This is a genomic window from Psychrobacter sp. TWR1-1-1, assembly GCF_049895865.1.
Lineage (GTDB): Bacteria > Pseudomonadota > Gammaproteobacteria > Pseudomonadales > Moraxellaceae > Psychrobacter > Psychrobacter immobilis_A.
The window spans coordinates 1-19,643 of the sequence record NZ_JAFCTE010000018.1; the positions used below are offsets into that span (position 1 = coordinate 1).

13 protein-coding genes and 1 tRNA gene are annotated in these 19,643 nt (G+C 42.8%); 4 read left to right on the top strand and 10 right to left on the bottom strand.

Features of this window, described 5'->3' with window-relative positions:
- Positions 1-115: 115 nt before the first annotated feature.
- The 8 genes from ACP69U_RS12440 to ACP69U_RS12475 all read right to left on the bottom strand — a co-directional run bounded on the left by ACP69U_RS12440 (position 116) and on the right by ACP69U_RS12475 (position 13,204).
- Positions 116-742: a DUF2345 domain-containing protein gene (locus tag ACP69U_RS12440; protein ID WP_426138676.1), complete on the bottom strand. Its 627-nt coding sequence runs from the start codon at positions 740-742 to the stop codon at positions 116-118.
- A 96-nt stretch (positions 743-838) separates the two neighbouring features.
- Positions 839-1,432 (bottom strand): hypothetical protein, encoded by a 594-nt coding sequence (locus tag ACP69U_RS12445; RefSeq protein ID WP_193008261.1) that lies wholly within the window; start codon positions 1,430-1,432, stop codon positions 839-841.
- Positions 1,433-1,618: 186 nt separating this feature from the next.
- Positions 1,619-2,515 carry a hypothetical protein gene (locus ACP69U_RS12450; protein WP_238034977.1) on the bottom strand — a complete coding sequence of 299 codons (897 nt, stop codon included), beginning with the start codon at positions 2,513-2,515 and terminating at the stop codon, positions 1,619-1,621.
- Positions 2,516-2,529: 14 nt separating this feature from the next.
- Complete coding sequence (locus ACP69U_RS12455; RefSeq protein WP_426138664.1) at positions 2,530-5,196, bottom strand: DUF2345 domain-containing protein; 2,667 nt, start codon at positions 5,194-5,196, stop codon at positions 2,530-2,532.
- A gap of 172 nt (positions 5,197-5,368) precedes the next feature.
- The gene (locus tag ACP69U_RS12460) at positions 5,369-6,205 is read right to left on the bottom strand and encodes an OmpA family protein (RefSeq protein ID WP_087815459.1); all 837 of its coding nucleotides are present in this window, start codon (positions 6,203-6,205) and stop codon (positions 5,369-5,371) included.
- Between the two features lie 124 nt (positions 6,206-6,329).
- The gene (tagF, locus tag ACP69U_RS12465) at positions 6,330-7,310 is read right to left on the bottom strand and encodes a type VI secretion system-associated protein TagF (protein WP_087815457.1); all 981 of its coding nucleotides are present in this window, start codon (positions 7,308-7,310) and stop codon (positions 6,330-6,332) included.
- A complete protein-coding gene (gene tssM, locus ACP69U_RS12470) occupies positions 7,307-11,353 on the bottom strand; it encodes a type VI secretion system membrane subunit TssM (protein ID WP_426138665.1) in 4,047 nt (1,348 codons plus the stop codon). The genes tagF and tssM overlap by 4 nt, the downstream gene beginning before the upstream one ends.
- 66 nt (positions 11,354-11,419) lie before the next feature.
- On the bottom strand, positions 11,420-13,204 hold the full coding sequence (locus tag ACP69U_RS12475; protein ID WP_426138666.1) for a hypothetical protein: 1,785 nt from the start codon (positions 13,202-13,204) through the stop codon (positions 11,420-11,422).
- Positions 13,205-13,621: 417 nt separating this feature from the next.
- Here ACP69U_RS12475 and ACP69U_RS12480 point away from each other — a divergent pair, with 417 nt between their 5' ends.
- The 4 genes from ACP69U_RS12480 (at position 13,622) to icmH (ending at position 17,672) form a co-directional block, all read left to right on the top strand.
- The gene (locus tag ACP69U_RS12480; protein WP_426138667.1) at positions 13,622-14,671 is read left to right on the top strand and encodes a M15 family metallopeptidase; all 1,050 of its coding nucleotides are present in this window, start codon (positions 13,622-13,624) and stop codon (positions 14,669-14,671) included.
- A gap of 31 nt (positions 14,672-14,702) precedes the next feature.
- Complete coding sequence (locus ACP69U_RS12485) at positions 14,703-15,389, top strand: hypothetical protein (protein WP_426138668.1); 687 nt, start codon at positions 14,703-14,705, stop codon at positions 15,387-15,389.
- Between the two features lie 9 nt (positions 15,390-15,398).
- Positions 15,399-16,745: a type VI secretion system baseplate subunit TssK gene (gene tssK, locus ACP69U_RS12490; RefSeq protein ID WP_426138669.1), complete on the top strand. Its 1,347-nt coding sequence runs from the start codon at positions 15,399-15,401 to the stop codon at positions 16,743-16,745.
- A 114-nt stretch (positions 16,746-16,859) separates the two neighbouring features.
- Complete coding sequence (gene icmH, locus ACP69U_RS12495; RefSeq protein WP_426138670.1) at positions 16,860-17,672, top strand: type IVB secretion system protein IcmH/DotU; 813 nt, start codon at positions 16,860-16,862, stop codon at positions 17,670-17,672.
- Between the two features lie 259 nt (positions 17,673-17,931).
- On the opposite strand, the gene ACP69U_RS12500 is transcribed toward icmH, so the two are convergent.
- Positions 17,932-18,007 (bottom strand) — tRNA-Asn (locus ACP69U_RS12500).
- Between the two features lie 300 nt (positions 18,008-18,307).
- Positions 18,308-19,510: a pyridoxal phosphate-dependent aminotransferase gene (locus ACP69U_RS12505; protein WP_426138671.1), complete on the bottom strand. Its 1,203-nt coding sequence runs from the start codon at positions 19,508-19,510 to the stop codon at positions 18,308-18,310.
- Between the last annotated feature and the right edge of the window lie 133 nt (positions 19,511-19,643).

Sequence of the window (19,643 nt, forward strand, 5' to 3'; positions counted from 1 at the left end):
CCTGCCGCTTCAATCAGCATGCGAACGGCGCGTTCTTTAATCTCAGGAGTATAGGTTTGTCTTTTCATTGTCGTATTCTCTCAGAATATTAGGTCTCCGACAATCCCGGGGCGGTTCACAGCGTCTTTTTCTCAGGAATTATGCTAGGCAACCCTGCCAATCCCAACCCATCTACACCGCCTCCAGCCCTACTATGCTTACCAGCCTTCTCCGTAAACTGCTTTGCGGCTATCGTAATATTTGCGCCATCCAAAGTGATACTTGCACCACCAGCGGTCAGTGTAATTTTATTCGTTGCCACTATCTCAACCTCTTTAGTCGAGGAGGCAATATTCACATCTTGCTTAGCCGTGGCTTCAAGCTTACCCGTATGGGCGGAGAGGGTAATATTCTCTTTGGCATTGGTCATGCTAAATTGACCATCGGCTATGATATTTAGAGACTCGCTACTGACTTGGTTATGACTATCGCCACTACTGATATTCATGTCTTGCTGAGTGGTGGTTATCATCTCACCCATACTTCTGTGAATCAGCGTATCGTCACTGGCATAAGCACTGTATGCTGCGCTATCGATTAGCGTGTAGGGCATCGTTTGATGGGTTTTGGTTTGCTGTTCCTCTGCGATAGTCTCAAGCTGCGTCTTAATCGCTTTGTGGTCATTGACATGACGTCCAAGCCCTGTCGCCAGTTGCGTTAACCGCTCAGTTAAGTGCTGACCTCCAAGACCAGTTTGAGTCAGAGTCGGGGTGTGCTGCTGGTAGTCGTGCTCTTGGGCTTGTGCGTGGGTTTGCGGCTGGGTTGAGAGTACTAATGCTTCGCCCGTTTTTAAATGGTTCTATATATTACCTATTGTTTGAAATGGTCGTAATGATCTTTGATCCTTTAAAGAAATTCTAATGCGTGGTATATATTCAGGTAATTCACTAGCTGTGTTGTAATTCAAGTACTCTTTTTCATCTGATGTCTTAATTAAAATACTGACTATAACGTTTGGATAGTCTTTTGAACTATATAAGCGATTTAATAGGTAAGTATATTTGTTTGTAGAGGTGCTTTCTAAACGTTTATTTTTTGCTATATCATAGTTTTTAAGGTTTAAAGCATCAAAATCTAAATTTTTTGTTTTTAACTCTTTCTGAGTAGTCGTAGCTATTTTAATTCTTTCAATATTTGTAATTTCGTTGTTTAAACTAATAGATATATGCAATGGATCATTTATAAAGAAGTAATCTTTCATAGGCCCTTGTTTAGGAACATGTGGTTTGAATTCTCCAAATTCATCAACATTATCTAATAGTGTAGACTTTCCAGAAAGTATTTCCATAGATGACTTAAGAGCTTCATTAATGTTGCCATTTCCATTAGTGATATTTTTATTAATATTCTTCGATCTGACTACTGCATTAATTATCTTTTGATCATTTGTCATTGTAGATCCCTTTTTCTCTATACTCTGATAGCATCCTGACGAAACCAAAGCAATGAAAGTTATTGTTAGTAAATTTCTAATAGTTTTCTCCATTATTAATATTAAATGTCACAAAACATTTCATTAATATTTATCTACTATTAACAAAATATAGCTGATTCAGTAGATAATTATTAATTGAGCTTGTTACTTAGTAACACATAACTTCTTTTGATCAATTCCTAAACCTGATAGATCTCCATGATAACAGGACTGTTGAATATCTTGAAAAATGTTATCATTAGGTTCAAGAGACCAATGAAAATTTTCTTCTAATTTATATGGGTGCTCTAACTCTATCCCATCTACACCCTCATATTCTAATAAACTACCATTTATAAATATATTGTGAGAGCCATAAAGTTTTTCAAGCTGATCATACCAAGAATATGGAGTAACATAAGTTTTATTACGAATAAGCTTATTGGCTAGATCACTGGGAGTGTGAACATGCCCTTTACCACTAGGTGTAGATATATTCGCTAGATCTAGAATATCTTTTGCAGTTTCTGCACAAGTATCGTTTTTGTAGGCAGTATATTTTTCTTCTTGAGCAACAACTTGAAGCTTAAAATTGTTAGCATGGAGTCTTATACTATCTAATTGTTCTTTACTAATTTTAAATTTAAATAGCTGACTAGTTTCTGTAATAGTATATTCAGTATTACCAGGCCTTTTTCCACTATACTCGTCTATACCTTTTCGTCTCTCTAGAAAGTTTGGGTTAGCTAATGCACTATCTTGAATTTGTTGAGGTGTTCCAGCATTCTGATCTACACCTGGACCAAAACTAAAGAAAGTATCAACTACACCATTTTTTACCGTAATAAAATAGTTATGCCCATAGCCATCTTCAACAGTCAAATCTTGAGTATTCGTAGCTTTATTGAATGCTCTTTCATAAGTTTTACCATTTATTATAAGACTTTTCAATAAATTAACTTCAAATCCAATTATTAAATAGTATTCATTTGAAATTTTTATTATTTGATTATTTTCTGGCTTCGCTTGTGTAGCAGCGCTCGAAGTTACTTGTTGAGTCATTATTTTTTCTCTCTCTATGTTTGCCAGATAAGTTCTAAATGAATATCAATATCATCTTTATTATCGGACTGAAAGCGCTCTGACCAACCGTCTTTATCTGTATTACCTTTAAACTCTTCTCCTGTTACTTTATTAATAGCAGTGTAAGGCGTATTAGCATAAGGTTCCTCATCATCATCAACAAACTGATACGCTAAGTTATAAACTCCATCCATCAGCGTCTTTTTCTCAGGAATTATGCTAGGCAACCCTGCCAATCCCAACCCATCTACACCGCCTCCAGCCCTACTATGCTTACCAGCCTTCTCCGTAAACTGCTTTGCCGTAATCGTAATATCACCACCATCTAAAGTGATACTCGCACCACCAGCCGTCAGCGTAATTTTATTCGTCGCTACTATCTCAACCTCTTTAGTCGAGGAGGCGATGTTTATATCCTGCTTAGCCGTGGCTTCCAGTTTTCCTGTATGAGCGGAGAGGGTGATATTCTCTTTGGCATTGGTCATGCTAAATTGACCATCGGCTATGATATTTAGAGACTCGCTACTGACTTGATTATGACTATCGCCACTACTAATACTCATATCTTGCTGCGTAGTACTAATCATCTCACCCATACTTCTATGAATAATGGTATCGTCGCTCACATAGCTTATGTCTGCTGCGCTATCGATCAGCGCGAATGGCATTGTTTGATGAGTTTTGGTTTGCTGTTCCTCTGCGATAGTTTCAAGTTGCGTCTTAATCGCTTTGTGGTCATTGATATGACGTCCAAGCCCTGTCGCTAATTGTGTTAAACGTTCGGCTAAGTGCTGACCGCCAAGACCAGTTTGGGTGAGAGTCGGGGTGTGGTGTTGATAGTTATGCTGTCCAGATTGCGTATGAGTTTGCGGTTGAGTGGAAAGGACGAGGGCTTCACCTGACTTTATGTTGATTTGAGCGTTAGTAGCCGCATTGATACCTTGACGTTTGGCTGTGTCTGATGGATTGATAACCCCCATTTTTAGACTGGCAGCGACTTGTCCATCAGCGACGTTGAGCTGTGAGTAAGATTTTTCTGTACGGTGGTCAGTCACCCATTCTGATAAACCATTGCCCGTGTTGCGATAACCGCTTTCAATCGCTTGTTCGTTATCCGTGGCAAATAGGCTAGGTCGAGTCGATGACAATAAACTACCAGTATTAATCAGATGCTCGCTATCACCAATAGATTGCATGAGGGTTTGGTCGTCCGCTCTATGGGTGAAGTGTGTGCCGTAGTTCGCGCCAGCTTGCGCCTCCAATCGGTTGATAGGCTGAGCTGGGCTATCCAGTAAATAGCTGCGCGTGGGCGTCATATGGTTACGGCTATCCATCTCATTTTGCATTTCAGTGATCCCAGTCATCGGCGGTAGGGCATGTCTGCCATATAGATGACCGACCCATGGGGTATCAGCGGTAATGAGGCGCAGCTGAGTTAAATGAATGCCAGCTTCTAAAGAGGAGGCATGACGCTGTTGGTGGCGTGAGCTTTGGGTCAGCCCTGTGACATGCGCTAGACTATTGCGTGCCAAATGAATGATATGGGTAGCACGGTAGTACTGATTGAGTGCACTGTGATCGACAAGTATAAAGGTATCAGCAACACTCAAATCCGTAGCATGGGCTAGAGCATGATAGACGCTATATTGACTTTGATGACTGTTTGCCACGATGGTTGCTTCGTCTATGGTTTCAGTATCTGTTACTGGCGCAAAAGCAGCAGGCGTGTCTAATGTGAGTGTGTAGTTATTCGAATGGCTTATGTCATCAAGGTTATGGCTCATCGCAACGTCAGCGGACTGCGTTGGGTGTGCAACACTGCTGCTATTAAAACGCTGCATCGTTACTGAGTTTGGCTGGGTGATGACCTGCTCACTCAATGCCAATACTGGTGCATGGACACGGTCATGTAACACTTGCTGGTAACGCAGCGCGCCAATATTTAAGCTAATTCCATCGCTATCACTTGGACTATGCGATGTAATAACGAGCTTTGGTGGACTGTGCTCATTCGTTTGCTCATGGCGCAGATAGGCTGTGAGTCCTTGACGCGCAAGCCGCTCGCAAATATGTGTCCAGTCGCTTATTTGCCACTGGGTCATGCGTGCTGGTGACCAGTTAGCATCTTCACCATTGTTGCTGTCATCGATGATTTCTATATCCAGCGTAGCCGTGCGCTCTGCTACCATCGCTTGTACGGTCAAATGAGTATCAATATGACTGCGTATATGCTGATGCAGGCGATAAGTGATGGGCTGTACAAGCAGGCGATAATAGCCGTAGCTGCCATCATGATCTAGCTGATGCACAGCCGTTATATACAGATGACGAAAGCTTAGGCCACTTGGAATATCAAAGCTCAAGGTCAGAGGGCTACCGATGAGATTGGTTAATGGCGTAAAGGGAGGGTGATGCCGCTCATGGATATAAACGTGTAGCACATAAGTGTCGATACCGTGCTGCTGGTATTGGCGCTTACCATTGGGGTTTAGTTGAGCAATGATATCGGCTTCATCAGCGCTATGCATGAGCTTATCTTGCCACGCACGATGAGCATTGATGTCTTGGCGAGCGCTCGGATAGGGCGCTTGAGTGCTGCCTTCACTGGCATAGAGCCGATCAGGGTGCATAGGCAGCACGGTATTGGTCAAGCGTAGCATAGTTATGTCCCTATTTTTTTAGCAGTGGCTCTCTTTTAGCATTGGTGTTTTTTGTAGCATCGATATCTCTAGTAGCAATGACAGTATGTTTTTCAGCATTATCAAACCAGCTATCAGCACTTAACCGTCATTGCTTAGTTGCCGTTATCGTCATACGTTCTACATAGCGATGTTATTCATTAAGGGTAAATTCGATACGGCGATTGCGAGTGCGACCTTCTTCGTTGTCGTTACTAGCGATAGGGTCTGAGTCCCCTTTACCAGTAGTACTGAGACGAGACGCATTGATATTTCGACCGATCAAGTATTGTTTGACGGCTTCTGCACGCTTATTTGATAGGGCAAGATTGGCGGTAGAATTGCCGACATTGTCGGTATGACCGGTAATAAGAACAGGCTTATCACCGACCCGCTGTAACACCCCTGCCATATCGTCTAAGATACCAAGACCCATAGGCGTTAGATTGGTGCTACCAGACTCGAACTCAACGATACGGTTGCCTAAAGTCTCGTCTATGAGGCGTTGTTCACCTTCTACCACGACCAGCTGATTTTCTAATTGATAGAGATCAGTTAGGCGCGAGTGAATACGGTTTTGGATGGCTTGCTTTTGTTCAAGGCTGCTTACCTTGCCATGTAAGCTAATGGTCGTCCCATGAATGTCGATACGCCCTTGACGAATGTTAGAGATATCGCTATCAATGATAGTCGTGGCTATCTGTTGCCAGTTGGTTGGTATACTGATGTTCGAACGTACTTCGATTTCATCTCTGACAGGTTTATCAGGATACTGTGCTTTTAGCTTGTCGAGCAGTTGCTGTTTGTCTGAGCTGGTAGCGACCACACCCTTGATGACCACTGGCACATTTTGTGAATTATTTGTCACATGAGTGTCGTTATGTTCTGCAAATACAACGGCGCTCATAGGCAGGGTGATAGCGGCGGCTAATAGCAGGTTTTTCGCGTGATTTGTTCGCTTGGGTTTTGTCATTCTAGAGAGGACTTTCATTCAAGTACCTTTTTAATCTGTCTATTATTGAGCAGTGACTAATTGCAGGGGTATGATGCATGGTGGCTACTATCAGCTGTTACGAATCAGCTGTTACGAATCAGCAGTTATCGTGAGCTATTATTTATTGTGCTAAAAAAGTTTTTTTAAACAATTGCCTAGTATCATACAGATATAAATTGTCTTGTAACAATACTTTATTGAAACGGGTCAACCCAATGTCTTCATCGATATAGCCTTGAGTCCAGTCGCTATGAGCGATGACCACCCAATCTTCAGGATAGTTTTTTTCACTTTCTGATATTTGCTTGAGTATGCGTCCATCTGGTTTAGTAAAACTCATGAGCAGGCGATAGCAATTAGCGACACGATATAAGTAGGTATTCAAGTAGAGCTGGTGTGGCTGATAAAAACCATTGATGAGATCGTGCCAAAAAGTGGCCATGTGTATCGAGTTTTCTCTATCAGAAGTAAGTGACCAGCAGATCGCTTTATTTAAGCCATGGAAACCCTTAGTAAAGGTCGGTAAAAATAACAGGCCAGTGGCAATGATTTGCTGTATCAGCTGCGTTTTATCAATGTTCATTAAGATCGCGATATCATGCAAGGTAGTGGTATTGATAAAATCATAGTAGTAAGTACTGGCATTGTTATCGATGCTGAGTTGGCTATGATTGAGGTGCTCCATAAGATCGGTATTGTCAGTTTTGGATTTGGCCATACTTAAAACTTCATAAGTGTCATTCCAAAGCGCTGATGACTTGACGGGCAGATAGTTCATCCAGTTTTTCGGTTTATCGAGATGAAGCACGCCAAAACCTATCAATGGGTAATTTCTATAGCTACTATCGTGACTAGGGATCAAAACACCGGTGATAATCTCATTAGCTCTAGTATCGATATGGCTGAAATTTAAAAAGGCAAAGTTATGATTACTGACATTGTCTATCGGAATTCCGCTAAATACACTTTCCGACACGGCTAGCGCTTCGCTGACCCATTCATCAATGGCATTGGTCTCAGAGATATGAGCGCGCGCCCGTACAAAGTCCCCGCGAGCAGGCAATTTTCCAAAATATACTAAAGGCAAAGAGTCTGGAGTCATGGCGTTTGTTCCTGCTGTTCAGTCATGGCTGAACGATCATCAGTAGCCGTCGTGGTATCAGTAGGCGGTTGTACTGGTGGACTATTTTCACTATTGGTATTAGGGACTACAGTAGATACGCGGGCAGGCGGCGTGACATTGCTTGTATTTTGCTCACCAGTCGGTACTGGCTGATTGGTGCCAGAACCCGCATTAGGAGTATCGCCATCAACAGCATTATCATCAGAAATTGGCCTTGCTGTACGTGTGACACCAAGGGCAATAATCTCCTCTGGTAGTTTCATGCCAGTAAAGGGATTGGTAGAGCGACCTTGACCGGTAGTGGTACTACTGCCGCTGCCGCTGATGATTCTAAAGCGTACAGAGATAGTGATACCGTCACCAGACCATGCCATCTCAAAGATATCATTGCCAAGTTCAGTACGGCGTGCACTGTTAATGAGCCTTTCTACCCCAAAGCTGCCTGCTTCTTCAAAGACAGTAAAGTCTCTGCCATCATAGTCCTTGGCTCGAATACTGGCACCAGGTTGGCTACTTGGATTTGGCCATACAAACGTTGTCCACGCTTGAGTACCCATGCGATAACGCAACTGTTGACCATCGACTACAATGGTATATTCAGTCAAACCGCTGACGGGTAATGGCATAATTTGAAAAGTGGTTTGATTGGCAGCGCCACCAGTATTATTCGCACCAGCAGCGCCTGTGCTATTGCTGCCCATATAATTGGTAAAGTAACGGCCAAAATCAGCGACAAACTGCGGGTTGAGACCCAGACCTGCACCATTCCAGATTTTACTGGAGATTTGATCGCCGCGGCGAATGATAAAGGGCGATAACGTTTCGTTGACGAATCGCGCCACATAGCCATCTTCGCCGAAGAATTGACCGATCTCTGCAGGCGTCGCTTCTAAGTTTGCATTGGCGGTAAAGGGATACTTACTGCCTAAATTATCGAGGAAAGGCTTATAGACCTGCGCTTTCCAAACTTTATTAATTTCAGCCTTAGTGGGCGTCAGCAGCATGTTAAATGAACGAGTCAGTGGCTCACTCAACAACGGACGAACCAGTTGTTTTATTTCAGAGTTGGCTTGACTCAGGATCTGCTCATCTAATATCTGTAGAGATTTGGTTAACTCTGAGCCTTCGGGGCTGAGGGTTTGTGAGGCAAACAACAAAGCATCAGGGCCGATGTCGTCACTACGAGCGATATTATTAAAGCGGGTTCTGATATCGCCTAAACTGACTAAATAGCTGTCTAATAATGACAGATCCTGATTTTCTTCTCTTGGCGTTACTAGCGCATGTATAGAGGAGAATTCTTGAGCAATCACACCTGAGCTTGCTTGTACTACAGGCGCGGCGTTACTAGAGCTGCCACCATTATTCATCGCAGCTTCTGCTTGCCGCAGCTCAGCAGGGCTTTGACGCAGGATGGTTTGCTTAAACCAATTGACAAATGAGCGACGAGATTCGCCACCATTGCCAGCTGCTTGATTAGCCGCTTTATTGTCCCATTGAGTTTGGCGATCTACTGTCTCAAACAGGGTTTTTAACGGTGACTCTGCGGCATTGGACAGCTGATTTAATAAGACCGCATGATCATCGAAGCCTGTGCTATCCCGAACATACACTTGCGATAAAAAACGTTTCCATTCACTGATATATTCTTGCTTATAGCGATTGACCAGATATTGTCGTATCTGTTCAGGACTGCCCGTCAAGGTAAGGTCATCTTGGCTGCTGGTGGCCAACACCCAATCATCGGCGACCACTCTTGTGGTGGCAGCTTTATCAATCTCATCACTGACGAAAGCATCCCATGCCTCTTTAGTAAAAGTGCCTGAAATGACATAGCTACCAAGCAGTGCTTCATTAGCATTGTTTTGCGTGATCTGCGCAACCGTGACCGATGGGAAGCGGGCAGATGCGCGCATTTTAATCTCAGAGTAAACCCGCTCACGAGCAGGTTGGCCTTTGCTAACCTTGGATAAATTGCTACGGGTTTTGTCTATCAGCCCTAAGTCATTTTGGATCAATGGAAAGGCGGGGTCGTCGACATGAGCCAAGGTAAAACTCAAGATACGCTCAGCTTGGCGAATCATCTTGTCACGCGGCATGTCAGCGCGATTGGCTTCGAGCCAGTTGCGCCAAAAACGGGTCATCTGATCACTCAAATGACTGGCCTCTAAATTGTCATGATTGCCAAGCATGAGATAAGCCTTGAGCGCGTTATAAGCATCTTCAGCGTCTGTGGGGTCCGACTGGATATAAGCATCATTAATGGCAGCATCAGAGGTGTCATCAGTGCTTGAGTCTTCTGTACGGACTTCTAATTGATCGGCATTGGTATTTACTTCGGTTAAAAACGTTTCGATATTTTGTTTGGTTGGCGCTAAGACGATGATGCTGATGCCGTTATAATATTCTGCTAGCAATTTTTGCTTAAGCTTATCGCCTTGATAGAGGCCAAAACTCAAAGACAGCGGCTTGTCGTCTTCATAGCCTTCAAGCTGCTCGATTCGACTTTGTAGAATATTGAGCGACTCAAGCTGCGATTGTAAATCACCGTTAGAATTTTTTTGTAGCGCTGCGACTTGCTGTAAGTCAGCCACGACACGCTCAGTGAGCTGTTTATTATTGGCATAAGACCATGTCCACAGACCGACAGCCGCACACAAAGTCACGACAGCAGCTAGCGTCGCAAGCGCACGATGACTGCGCTTGTGTCGGTTTTTATGCTGCTTGACCAAATGCTTGTCTTTTAGAATGACTTTAGAAAATAGATCTTGTAAAAAATAGGGCTTGTCTGCAGCTTCTTGCTGCGCATTGAGCGGTATCGCAGGTGTGTGTAAATCGTAATTTTGTACCATTTGTAACGTCATTTGGCTGCTAACTTGCCCGTCCTGCAAGGCGCTGGTAAAGTAAAAGCCACGCAATATGGGCTTAAATTGGAAAGGGTTGTCCTCAAACAACGCATGCATCAGCGTCCGTATCATGGGACGTAATGACTGAAATTCCATTGGGAAAGTCATTAGACTGGGAGATACCGTGCGCTGATGACGTAAGGATAGCTTAGTGGTGCTCAAGTCTTTTAGACCATTGACCAATACGCCAAAATGCTCTTCGAATACGTCAGTGATATTGATGTTTTCTGGGTCTTCAGGGTAGGGGATGGTCGCGCCCCATACTTGGCTGCGCTCTTCTTGCTCATAGTCATTAAAGAAGTCACGGAAGCCTGAAATCAAATCCATTTTAGTAAAGACCACATAGACAGGCGCATAAACTTCTAACTGTTCAGTTAAGTCTTGCACACGGCTGCGCAGATTCTTGGCCAAATCCAAAGCATAGTTTGGGTCATTTTTGGTGAGTTCGGCGATACTGACCGCGATGATGATGCCGTTGATCGGTGCTTTAGGTCGATTCTTTTTGAGTAGGCTTAAAAATGACAACCATTCTGATCGATCTTCTTCATAGACGGAGTAACGTCCTGCGGTGTCGAGCAAGATACCTTCAGTCGAAAAAAACCAATCGCAGTTACGTGTACCGCCGACGCCTTTAACGGATAGCTTGTTACCTTGCTCCATAAAGGGGAATTTTAAGCCAGAGTGTAGCACTGCAGAGCTTTTGCCAGCCGCGGGATTACCAATGACCATATACCACGGCAGCTCATATAACGCCGCTTTGCCTGTTTGATCGCCTATCTTTGATTTACGAATGGTTTTAATGGCATCTTGCATTTGCTGACGTAGCGCTTGCACTTCTTGAGCGTTTTCATCTTTAGCCACATGAAGGCTATCGTCACCTTGGCTCTCGTTGCCATTATCCTCCACTAAGTTTGCCAGCTCATCTGAGGCAAGCTTACGTTTTTTCCACAGGTAATAGCCAAGCGTCCCCAGCACCGTACATGTGATTAAGACGCCAATGAGTATGACAAAGGTTTTAATAGTCACATAATCATAAAGTAAGACTAGAGCGACTATGAGCCCCAGCGCCAATAATACTCTTGGGTTATAGATAAGATGAAAAAACCTTGAAAACATGCGTGCTACCTAGTGTGAACTTAAGATAATAAAACGAGTATTTACCACGACAAAGCACTATTAAAACTAAGACTCAGATGTTTGAGAAGAGTCTAGCAACCAAAGCATATTGCAGTGCTTATGTTGAGTAATTAAAAATGATCTGTCTGACTCTTGTTGGTCTTCTTTGGCTAAGTCAATGAAGAGTGATAAGCTGATGAATGGCTTCAACCAATTATTCAATGGCATATAATGCCCTAAATGATGCTCATTTACTAGAGCGCCTTGTGCTATAAATGCTTCAAGAAAGCTCATATACGTTGATAAGTCATAGGGCTGCTTTAATGGATTAATGTCAGACATGGCGGTAATGGTCATGTCTGTTATAGCAACATTAGTCTTGTATTTTTCTTTGCTGTTGATGTCAGACGATTTTTTTGCGGGCTTTACTATCTGTTTATCAGTGGTTTTTAGCGTGGTCGTATCGGTCGGTGACAGTGAAAGCATATTGTCTATTAATAGATTTTTGATAGTCGTTAAATGATTCAAATAGCGACGATTATCACTCAAAAGCTCAGTGCGATGAGCTGTAGCTATCTCCGTTAATAAAATACGGGTACTGGCGTCAATATTGAGTAGCTCTTGAGCCGCTTGATTCGAGAATAGCAACAGCGCACCCGCCTCAGTTGGAACGACATTGGTCATTTGCTCAGCATACAAATGAGTGTCTAGCCATTCTTCACTTATCTGTGAATCTGCAATGAGAATTAAGCAAAGATCCGGCGCAGTTGATTTAGATAAAGGCAGTAGATGTCTATTGATGAATTCTGTAGGTGTGGCAATGGCAGTATTGTTAGCGCTATTGTCTACTACGGTGTTTGAGACGTCAGTGCTGTCAGTTATGATGGTCGTAATAGCAAGCCGTGTATCAGGAATGCCGTAAGTTGCTAACTGTTCTTTTATGGTCGCGATCAAAAATGCTGAATCGGCGCTGGCAGGTAAGCATAAATAGATAGGAAGATTGGTTAAATGACCAGCAGAGGCTGCTGTCATTTTGTCATCACTGTTCTCTTTACGGCTGTTATTTTCACTACTTACTTCGTTGGCACTCACCAAATAATGTTGCTGCCATTCGGGATGAATATGAATGGCTGCGTTGGACTGAGTCGTATCTTGTTGGTGATGTTGGTAAAAGTGTTCGGCAAGGCTAGACAGCATCTCCTCGCTCAAGACTAGCTGCTCATAAACTAATGCCTGTAAACGCAAGGTAGTATCATTTAACGCAGCTTTACGTTCAGTAAATCTCTCATCATCGAGATGGCTGTCTAAACTGCTGTCTAAATCACTGTTCGAATCTAAATAATGGTCTGAATAGCTGTCGTCAAACTCTGAATCTGCTGAGTAGGCATCAGACAGACTAGGATATGGTAGGGCGGCGGCATCAAAGAGTCTTGCAATCGGTTTGACCAACATTGGCATACCATCAATATCTGTCAAATCCTCGCTCAATACGGTTAGGTCTGCATCATTTTCCACCACTTCAGACCAACAGTCTCCTTCTGGTAGGCAGACACTGCTATAGATGAATAACTGATAAGTATTGGGCGGCTTAATAGCGTCTGTTTTATCTGTTGTTCCATTAAGTATCTCTGGTGAATCGGTTATTTGTTTATCCAGTTTTTTTTGCCACCATGAGAGCGCCATGATAGAGCCAAGAAACAATAAAGGGATGGAAACAAACCATAGTAATAAGCCAGATGAGGTCAGCTGTCGCGCATTGTCTTTAAAGTACATCCAGACCAAAATGAGATACAACACCAAAATCATGACTAAAACAGATCGGCCGTATGACAGTATTTTTTTTGCGCCCACTTATTTAAACTCCCTATTTGTTGGGTTGTTCTTATGATTATTACCATGTAGACAAGCTTTGCGATCCAAATTTTATAATATCTACAAGCTTATTTTTACTATACTAGTTAACTTTATTTGTCTTTTTTATGATTCGGTTGTAATGATAGGAGTCGCTTTGAAAACGTTGTTAAACTATAAAATCGATAACCAGTGAGGGTTTTAGGCGTTATTAAGTAAATTTTTATAATGAAATGGTATTTTTAAGTTGTCTATAGATAAGCTAATGGATAGAAATAAATAAAAATTAGTGTAATTAAGTTAGCTTTGTTTTAAAAGGAGATGATTTGTCTATATAATACTGACGAAATCGTAATTATCAACGCCTGTTTATTATTATTTTGTTTTTATCGTCTCAACTGTCGCTGACGCTTGCCTATGATTTACTTGACTGTATCGATCTTTACATTGCTATCTATCCTCATGATGGTCATGCTTTTTGATCGGCAGCTATGTGGACGACTATTAGATAAGGTAATGGTGTTTTTTCATCGATTGCCTAGCCTAAAATTCAAGCGTCCATCAATAAAGACACCAAAGAAGGCATTTCATTATCGTATCAAGCAGTTTATTCGTTTTATTTCAGATATAGATGTTTCTCGTATTCCAGTGATATCGGCATTGTCTTTTTTGATTGTCATGGCAACGGTTGGATTGTGTTATGCCCTGATTACCAATCATTCTCTGGAGGTTTATCATGCCAATGATACCGTGGCTAGCACGACAAATTTGCAAATCAGCCAACTACTCATAGGAGAGCGTCTGCGTCCGCCGTCGCCTCCGCCAGAGGAGCTGTTTGCTGAACTAGAAGCCGAGGTTGCAAGCTACCAAGCTGACAAGACAGAGGAAGGGTATTGGCCGGATAATCAGACAAATATACCTCAGACTGATAGACCGCTAATGCTCCCTGAGCCTGATTTGTCTGACTTAAACACGCAAGATCATAGCACTGGCTATTCAGGTGACATGTTGGCTGCACATCTACATAATGGTCACATCAATATCAAAAATGCTGACCGTAATTGGCAAAAAATGAACTCGGATTTTGTCCAACGGCTGTTGACTGTGTATAAAGTAATGAGTGACCAATATGGCTATGACATGGTGCTGTTAGAAGGCTATCGTAGCCCTGCAAGGCAAGCAAGACTATTGAAAAAAGGGACTCATGTAACGAAGGCAGGATCATACAAGAGCTATCATCAGTTTGGTTTAGCAGGCGATAGCGCCTTTATCAGAAATGGTAAAATTGTCATAAGCGAAAAGGATCCTTGGGCAATGCGAGGCTATAAATTATATGGTAAAGTAGCCAAATCTGCCGGACTTGTGTGGGGTGGTGATTGGCGCATGATGGATCTTGGGCATGTCGAGCTGCGCAAAAAAGGCGTGCTCGGTCGCCCAGAAATGGCTGAGATTTTGACCAGTCAATAATGATAATAAAAAGCTAAGGTAAACTGAAAGTATGAATAAGTGTATGACACTGCCAGTATCATTAATCGCTGCTACTTGCTTGCTAAGTGGTACGATCGCCGGATGCAGCACTGATAAATTGAGCAAGTCAAATGACAAGGTATCAGCATTGGCAGGCGAGCCTCCTACTATAGATGCCATGAGCCATATCGTTGATAATGGCAAAAATAGTGCTGATTTGCAAAGCTTAAAAGCACAGCTAGAGCTGCAGCAACAGCAGCTAGCGACCATGAGTGCTGAGCAGCAAGCATTGCAAGAAAAACTGAAGCGTCAGCAGATTACCTTAAATATCAAACCCACCACTAATGCCAATGCAGGGCGTACCAAAGTAGGAACAGCAAGTACTGCCTATATCGCATTTTTGGAGGAGGAGAGTCAGTTTACGGATATTGAAGCGCTAGCTGCCAAAGAAATCAGTATTATCCCAAATCGTGAGAGCAGTCTGACCGTGAACATTCCGCAAGACGCGCGCTTTATCGCTATTAAAGTGGGGCTGAGATATACCAAAAAGCGCTCACAGTTTCTTATCCCACTTGCCAGTCTCAATTTTGATACGCCACTGGCGATCAATATTGGTGGATGCGATGTCAGCATTACTGAGGGTATTGACCCAGCACTGGCACCTACATTTACCACCAAACTTAAATATTATCAGCAGCCACTAGTCAGCTGTTCTTAGGAGATTGTCTTGAGTAAACACAGGGTATTATGGGGAGAAGGGTTGTTTTTGCGACCCCAACATTTTCAGATTCAAGACACTTATCATGACTCGCAACGCGCTTTGAGTATGATGCTGGTGCATCCTTATGCTTATGGAGTATCTGACGTTCAGATTGATAAGCAACTTTTGGAAAGCAATTTACTAAGCTTTCAAAGTATTTATGCGGTATTGCCCGATGGCACGATATATCATGCGCCTCGTACCGACACTTTACCGAAAGCCATTACCTTAGATACCCAAGACAATGGCGATGAAGTTTTCGTATTTTTGAGTTTAGAGATTGTCCATAGTGGCGGCAGCAATATACAGACGGATCGTAGTGACAATCCAACACGCTATGTCAGGGGTGCTATTGAGACACAAGACCTATATAGCCAAGCCGCTGAAGCAGTCATTGACGTGATTAAACTGTCGCCAAGTTTGCAATTAAGTCATTCTGCGCAAGCGCCTAGCCAAGATACCGTGTCCTTATTGGTAGCCAAGCTCGTGCGTACCACTCAAGGCGTCTATCAAGTCGATGATGATTATATCGTCCCAAGTGTGCATATTACGAGTAACCCTGCGCTTATTGGTCACGTATATCGTTTGATGACGATGATTAATACCAAGTCTACGTCGCTGTATGACCATCATCGTCAGTCAAACAATGACTTACTGGAGTTTCGCTCCTCGGATATTGCCTCTTTTTGGCTATTGCATACGCTAAATACCGCATACTCTCAGCTCAGTCATTTATATAATAATGCCAAACTACATCCAGAACGCCTTTATGAAGCATTATTAAATGTCGCCAGCCAATTGGCTACTTTTAGCTCATTATATAAGGTGGGCGACTTACCTTCTTATCATCACGATAATGCCAATGACTCATTTGTCAGTATCATTTTAATCATTCGTGAGCTACTCAATACTGTCATTGCCAGTAACTTTATCTCGATTCCATTACGTCAAAATAAGCCATCTTATTATACAGGCGAGCTAAGTAGTGACAAGATCACACGTGGCTCACAGCTGTATCTGTCTGTTAGCTCATCATTGCCGATGCACGAGCTCATCGATATCGTACCACGCCGATTTAAAATTGCGACGCCTGACTCAGTAGAGAAACGTGTGTTGTCAGCGCTGCCAGGCTCTTCTATTTCACATGTCAGCCAAGTACCCAGTGCGATACCAGTGAGACCAGGCTTTAGCTATTTCACCATCGAACCAGTAGGCGAGCTATATGACGAAATGCTCAAATCTGAATCTATCTGTATTTATGTGCCAAATGGCTTTGATGATTTAAAAATAGAGCTGATGGCTATCGTACAGTAGTTCTTTTTGTCTATAGAGGTGCTGAGGTTGCAAGATGAGTATGCACTAGGGCGCGCCCTCATTTTGAGGACACGCCCTCAATAGTATTTGAAATAATAAGCATTAGGAATAATCATGTCAGGGAATAATTCAATGGGTTCTGCACCTTCGTTGTTAGATTCAGGCGAGGTGGCTTCAAAGGTCTCAGCAACTGGTCTAGATAAGCGTATCAGTAGTCAGTCGCTGGTAGATATCATGTATGACGGCTTTTATTTGGTATTTTTATTGCGTAATCATTATTTCAGCACTGAGCCGCGACAGTTTCGTCAAAAAATATATGATTTTTTAGACAAGTTCGAGATGAATGCGCGCAAAAAAGGATTTCTTTCAGAAGATATCCATGAAGCTAAGTATGCGTATTGTGCGTTGATTGATGAGACCATCATGACCTCGCAAGAGCCCGAGTTTCAAACTCTCAAAGATGCTTGGGAGCTAAATCCTTTGCAGTTGGATTTATTTGGCTCACAAATTGCTGGTAATGAGTTCTTTGAGCGTTTAGATGGGCTACGCGAGCAAGGAGAGAGGCGTCTGCCTGCTCTGGAGGTCTATCACTATGCGATGCTACTTGGCTTTCAAGGGAAGTATCGTTTAGAAGCACCCGAGAAAATTCGTTATCTTATCTCACGCTTAGGGGATGAAATTGAGCATCTACGGGGTAATAAGAACGAGTTTTCGCCTTTTTGGGCGATACCTGACCAAATCAAGCACACGCTCACGAGCGAAACGCCACTATGGGTCATACTTACGGTCATGGCAGTGTTGTTGACCGCGATATTTGCGACCATGTTGCAGTTTACCAATAGTTTCTCGAATGAGCAGCTGTCAGCATACGACAATGTGATTCAAGAAAACAAAGAGCAAGCTCATATCTCAATTTTCCTACCTTAATTATTTTCCTTACTTTAAATGCTAACTTCTTTAACAGTTTTTATTTCAGCTGCATACGTTGTGCTGAAATAAAAACTGTTAGGACAGCAAGGTAATGGTTGTTATATCGTTGGCTACTTATTTTTCTACTGAGCTTTATATAAGTTTCTTCATGCCAATAAGAATAGCAGCTATAAAAAAACCCTCATCAAAGAGATGAGGGTTTTGGCAAATGCCATAATTGAATTAAAGATAATTCAAGAAATTTACAACTAAAATGTGGCTCTCCAACCTGGGCTCGAACCAGGGACACACGGATTAACAGTCCGTTGCTCTACCAACTGAGCTATTGGAGAATAAGCTGCAAGTGTTTAAAACCTTACAACGAGCCTTAGAAGCCTCTAACGAGTTCTTGCTAAGTGGGGCGTATTCTAGCAAAAATAAAAAATACGTCAAGCCTTTTTTGCATAATTATCAAAGATAATTATTTTAATAAGGGGATAAGGCTTTTTTCGAGGTTTTTTGCCAAAAAAACTCCCAATTGTGAGATGAATAAAAAGACGCCACATAAAGGGATAGGTGGCGTCTTCATTTATAAGCACATTTCTAAGCACATACTTAAGCGTAGTAATTTTAAGACAGTGGCTGTTTAGTCTTTATTCAGCAACGTCTAGATCAGCCACCGCTTTTTCGATACGTGATAAGGCGTCTTTTAGCGTTGCTTCATCAGTTGCGTAAGAGATGCGCATATAGCCACCAAGACCAAAGGCGTCACCAGGCACTACGGCTACGCCAACTTTCTCTAACAACCATGCTGAAAATTCAGTACATGATGACAGACCAGCGGCTTTGATGAGTGGTTTGATATCAGGATACACGTAGAAAGCGCCATCAGGACGCAGGCAGGTGATACCTTTAATCGCGTTCAAACCATCAACGACTAGATCACAACGCTTCTCAAATGCTTCTACCATCGGCGTGAGCACGCTTTGATCGCCACTGATAGCGGCTTCGGCAGCCACTTGGCTGATCGATGTTGGGCATGAGGTTGACTGTGATTGTACTTTTTTCATCGCCCCAATCAGCTTGGCAGGGCCACCAGCGTAACCAATACGCCAGCCAGTCATCGCATATGCTTTCGACACGCCATTTAAAATAATCGCCCGCTCTTTTAGCTCAGGTGCTGCATTCAGAATATTGTAGAACTTATCGCCCGTCCAGCGGATGTGCTCATACATGTCATCTGAAACGACATAAACTTGTGGGTGCTTTTTCAGCACGTCAGCGATGGCTTTTAGCTCATCCAACGTGTAAATCATACCGGTTGGGTTAGAGGGGCTGTTTAGTACCAGCATTTTAGTTTTGTCAGTGATGGCGTCTTCTAACTGCTCAGCGGTGATTTTGAAATCTTGCTCAGCAGGGCATTTGACGATGACTGGCACACCTTCTGCAATGATGACCATGTCAGGATAGCTGACCCAGTAAGGTGCTGGAATGATGACTTCATCACCTGGATTGATAAAGGCTTGCGCAAGGTTAAAAAACGACTGTTTACCACCGACCGATACTAGGATTTCGTTTGGCTCATAGCTGATGCTGTTATCACGTTTGAACTTCTCAATGATGGCTTTTTTGAGCTCTGGCGTACCATCGACAGCGGTGTATTTGGTAAAACCGTCATTAATGGCATCGATTGCTGCTTTTTTGATGTGCTCTGGCGTATCAAAATCAGGTTCACCCGCACCCAGACCGATTATGTCTTTACCAGCTGCTTTTAGCTCTTTGGCTTTATTGGTAATCGCTAGCGTAGGCGATGGCTTGATGTTGTTGACGCGGTCAGAGAGTTGCAATTCGCTCATGAGAGATCCTTTTTATAGTGGAGTGGGATTGGTGAAGCGCTATCATTAATTGAATAACGTTTGAGATGTCATTAGGACACTATATCAGGCAGTTTCAAAAACTGTCGCAAGGGAAGCTGATTTTTGAAAATAA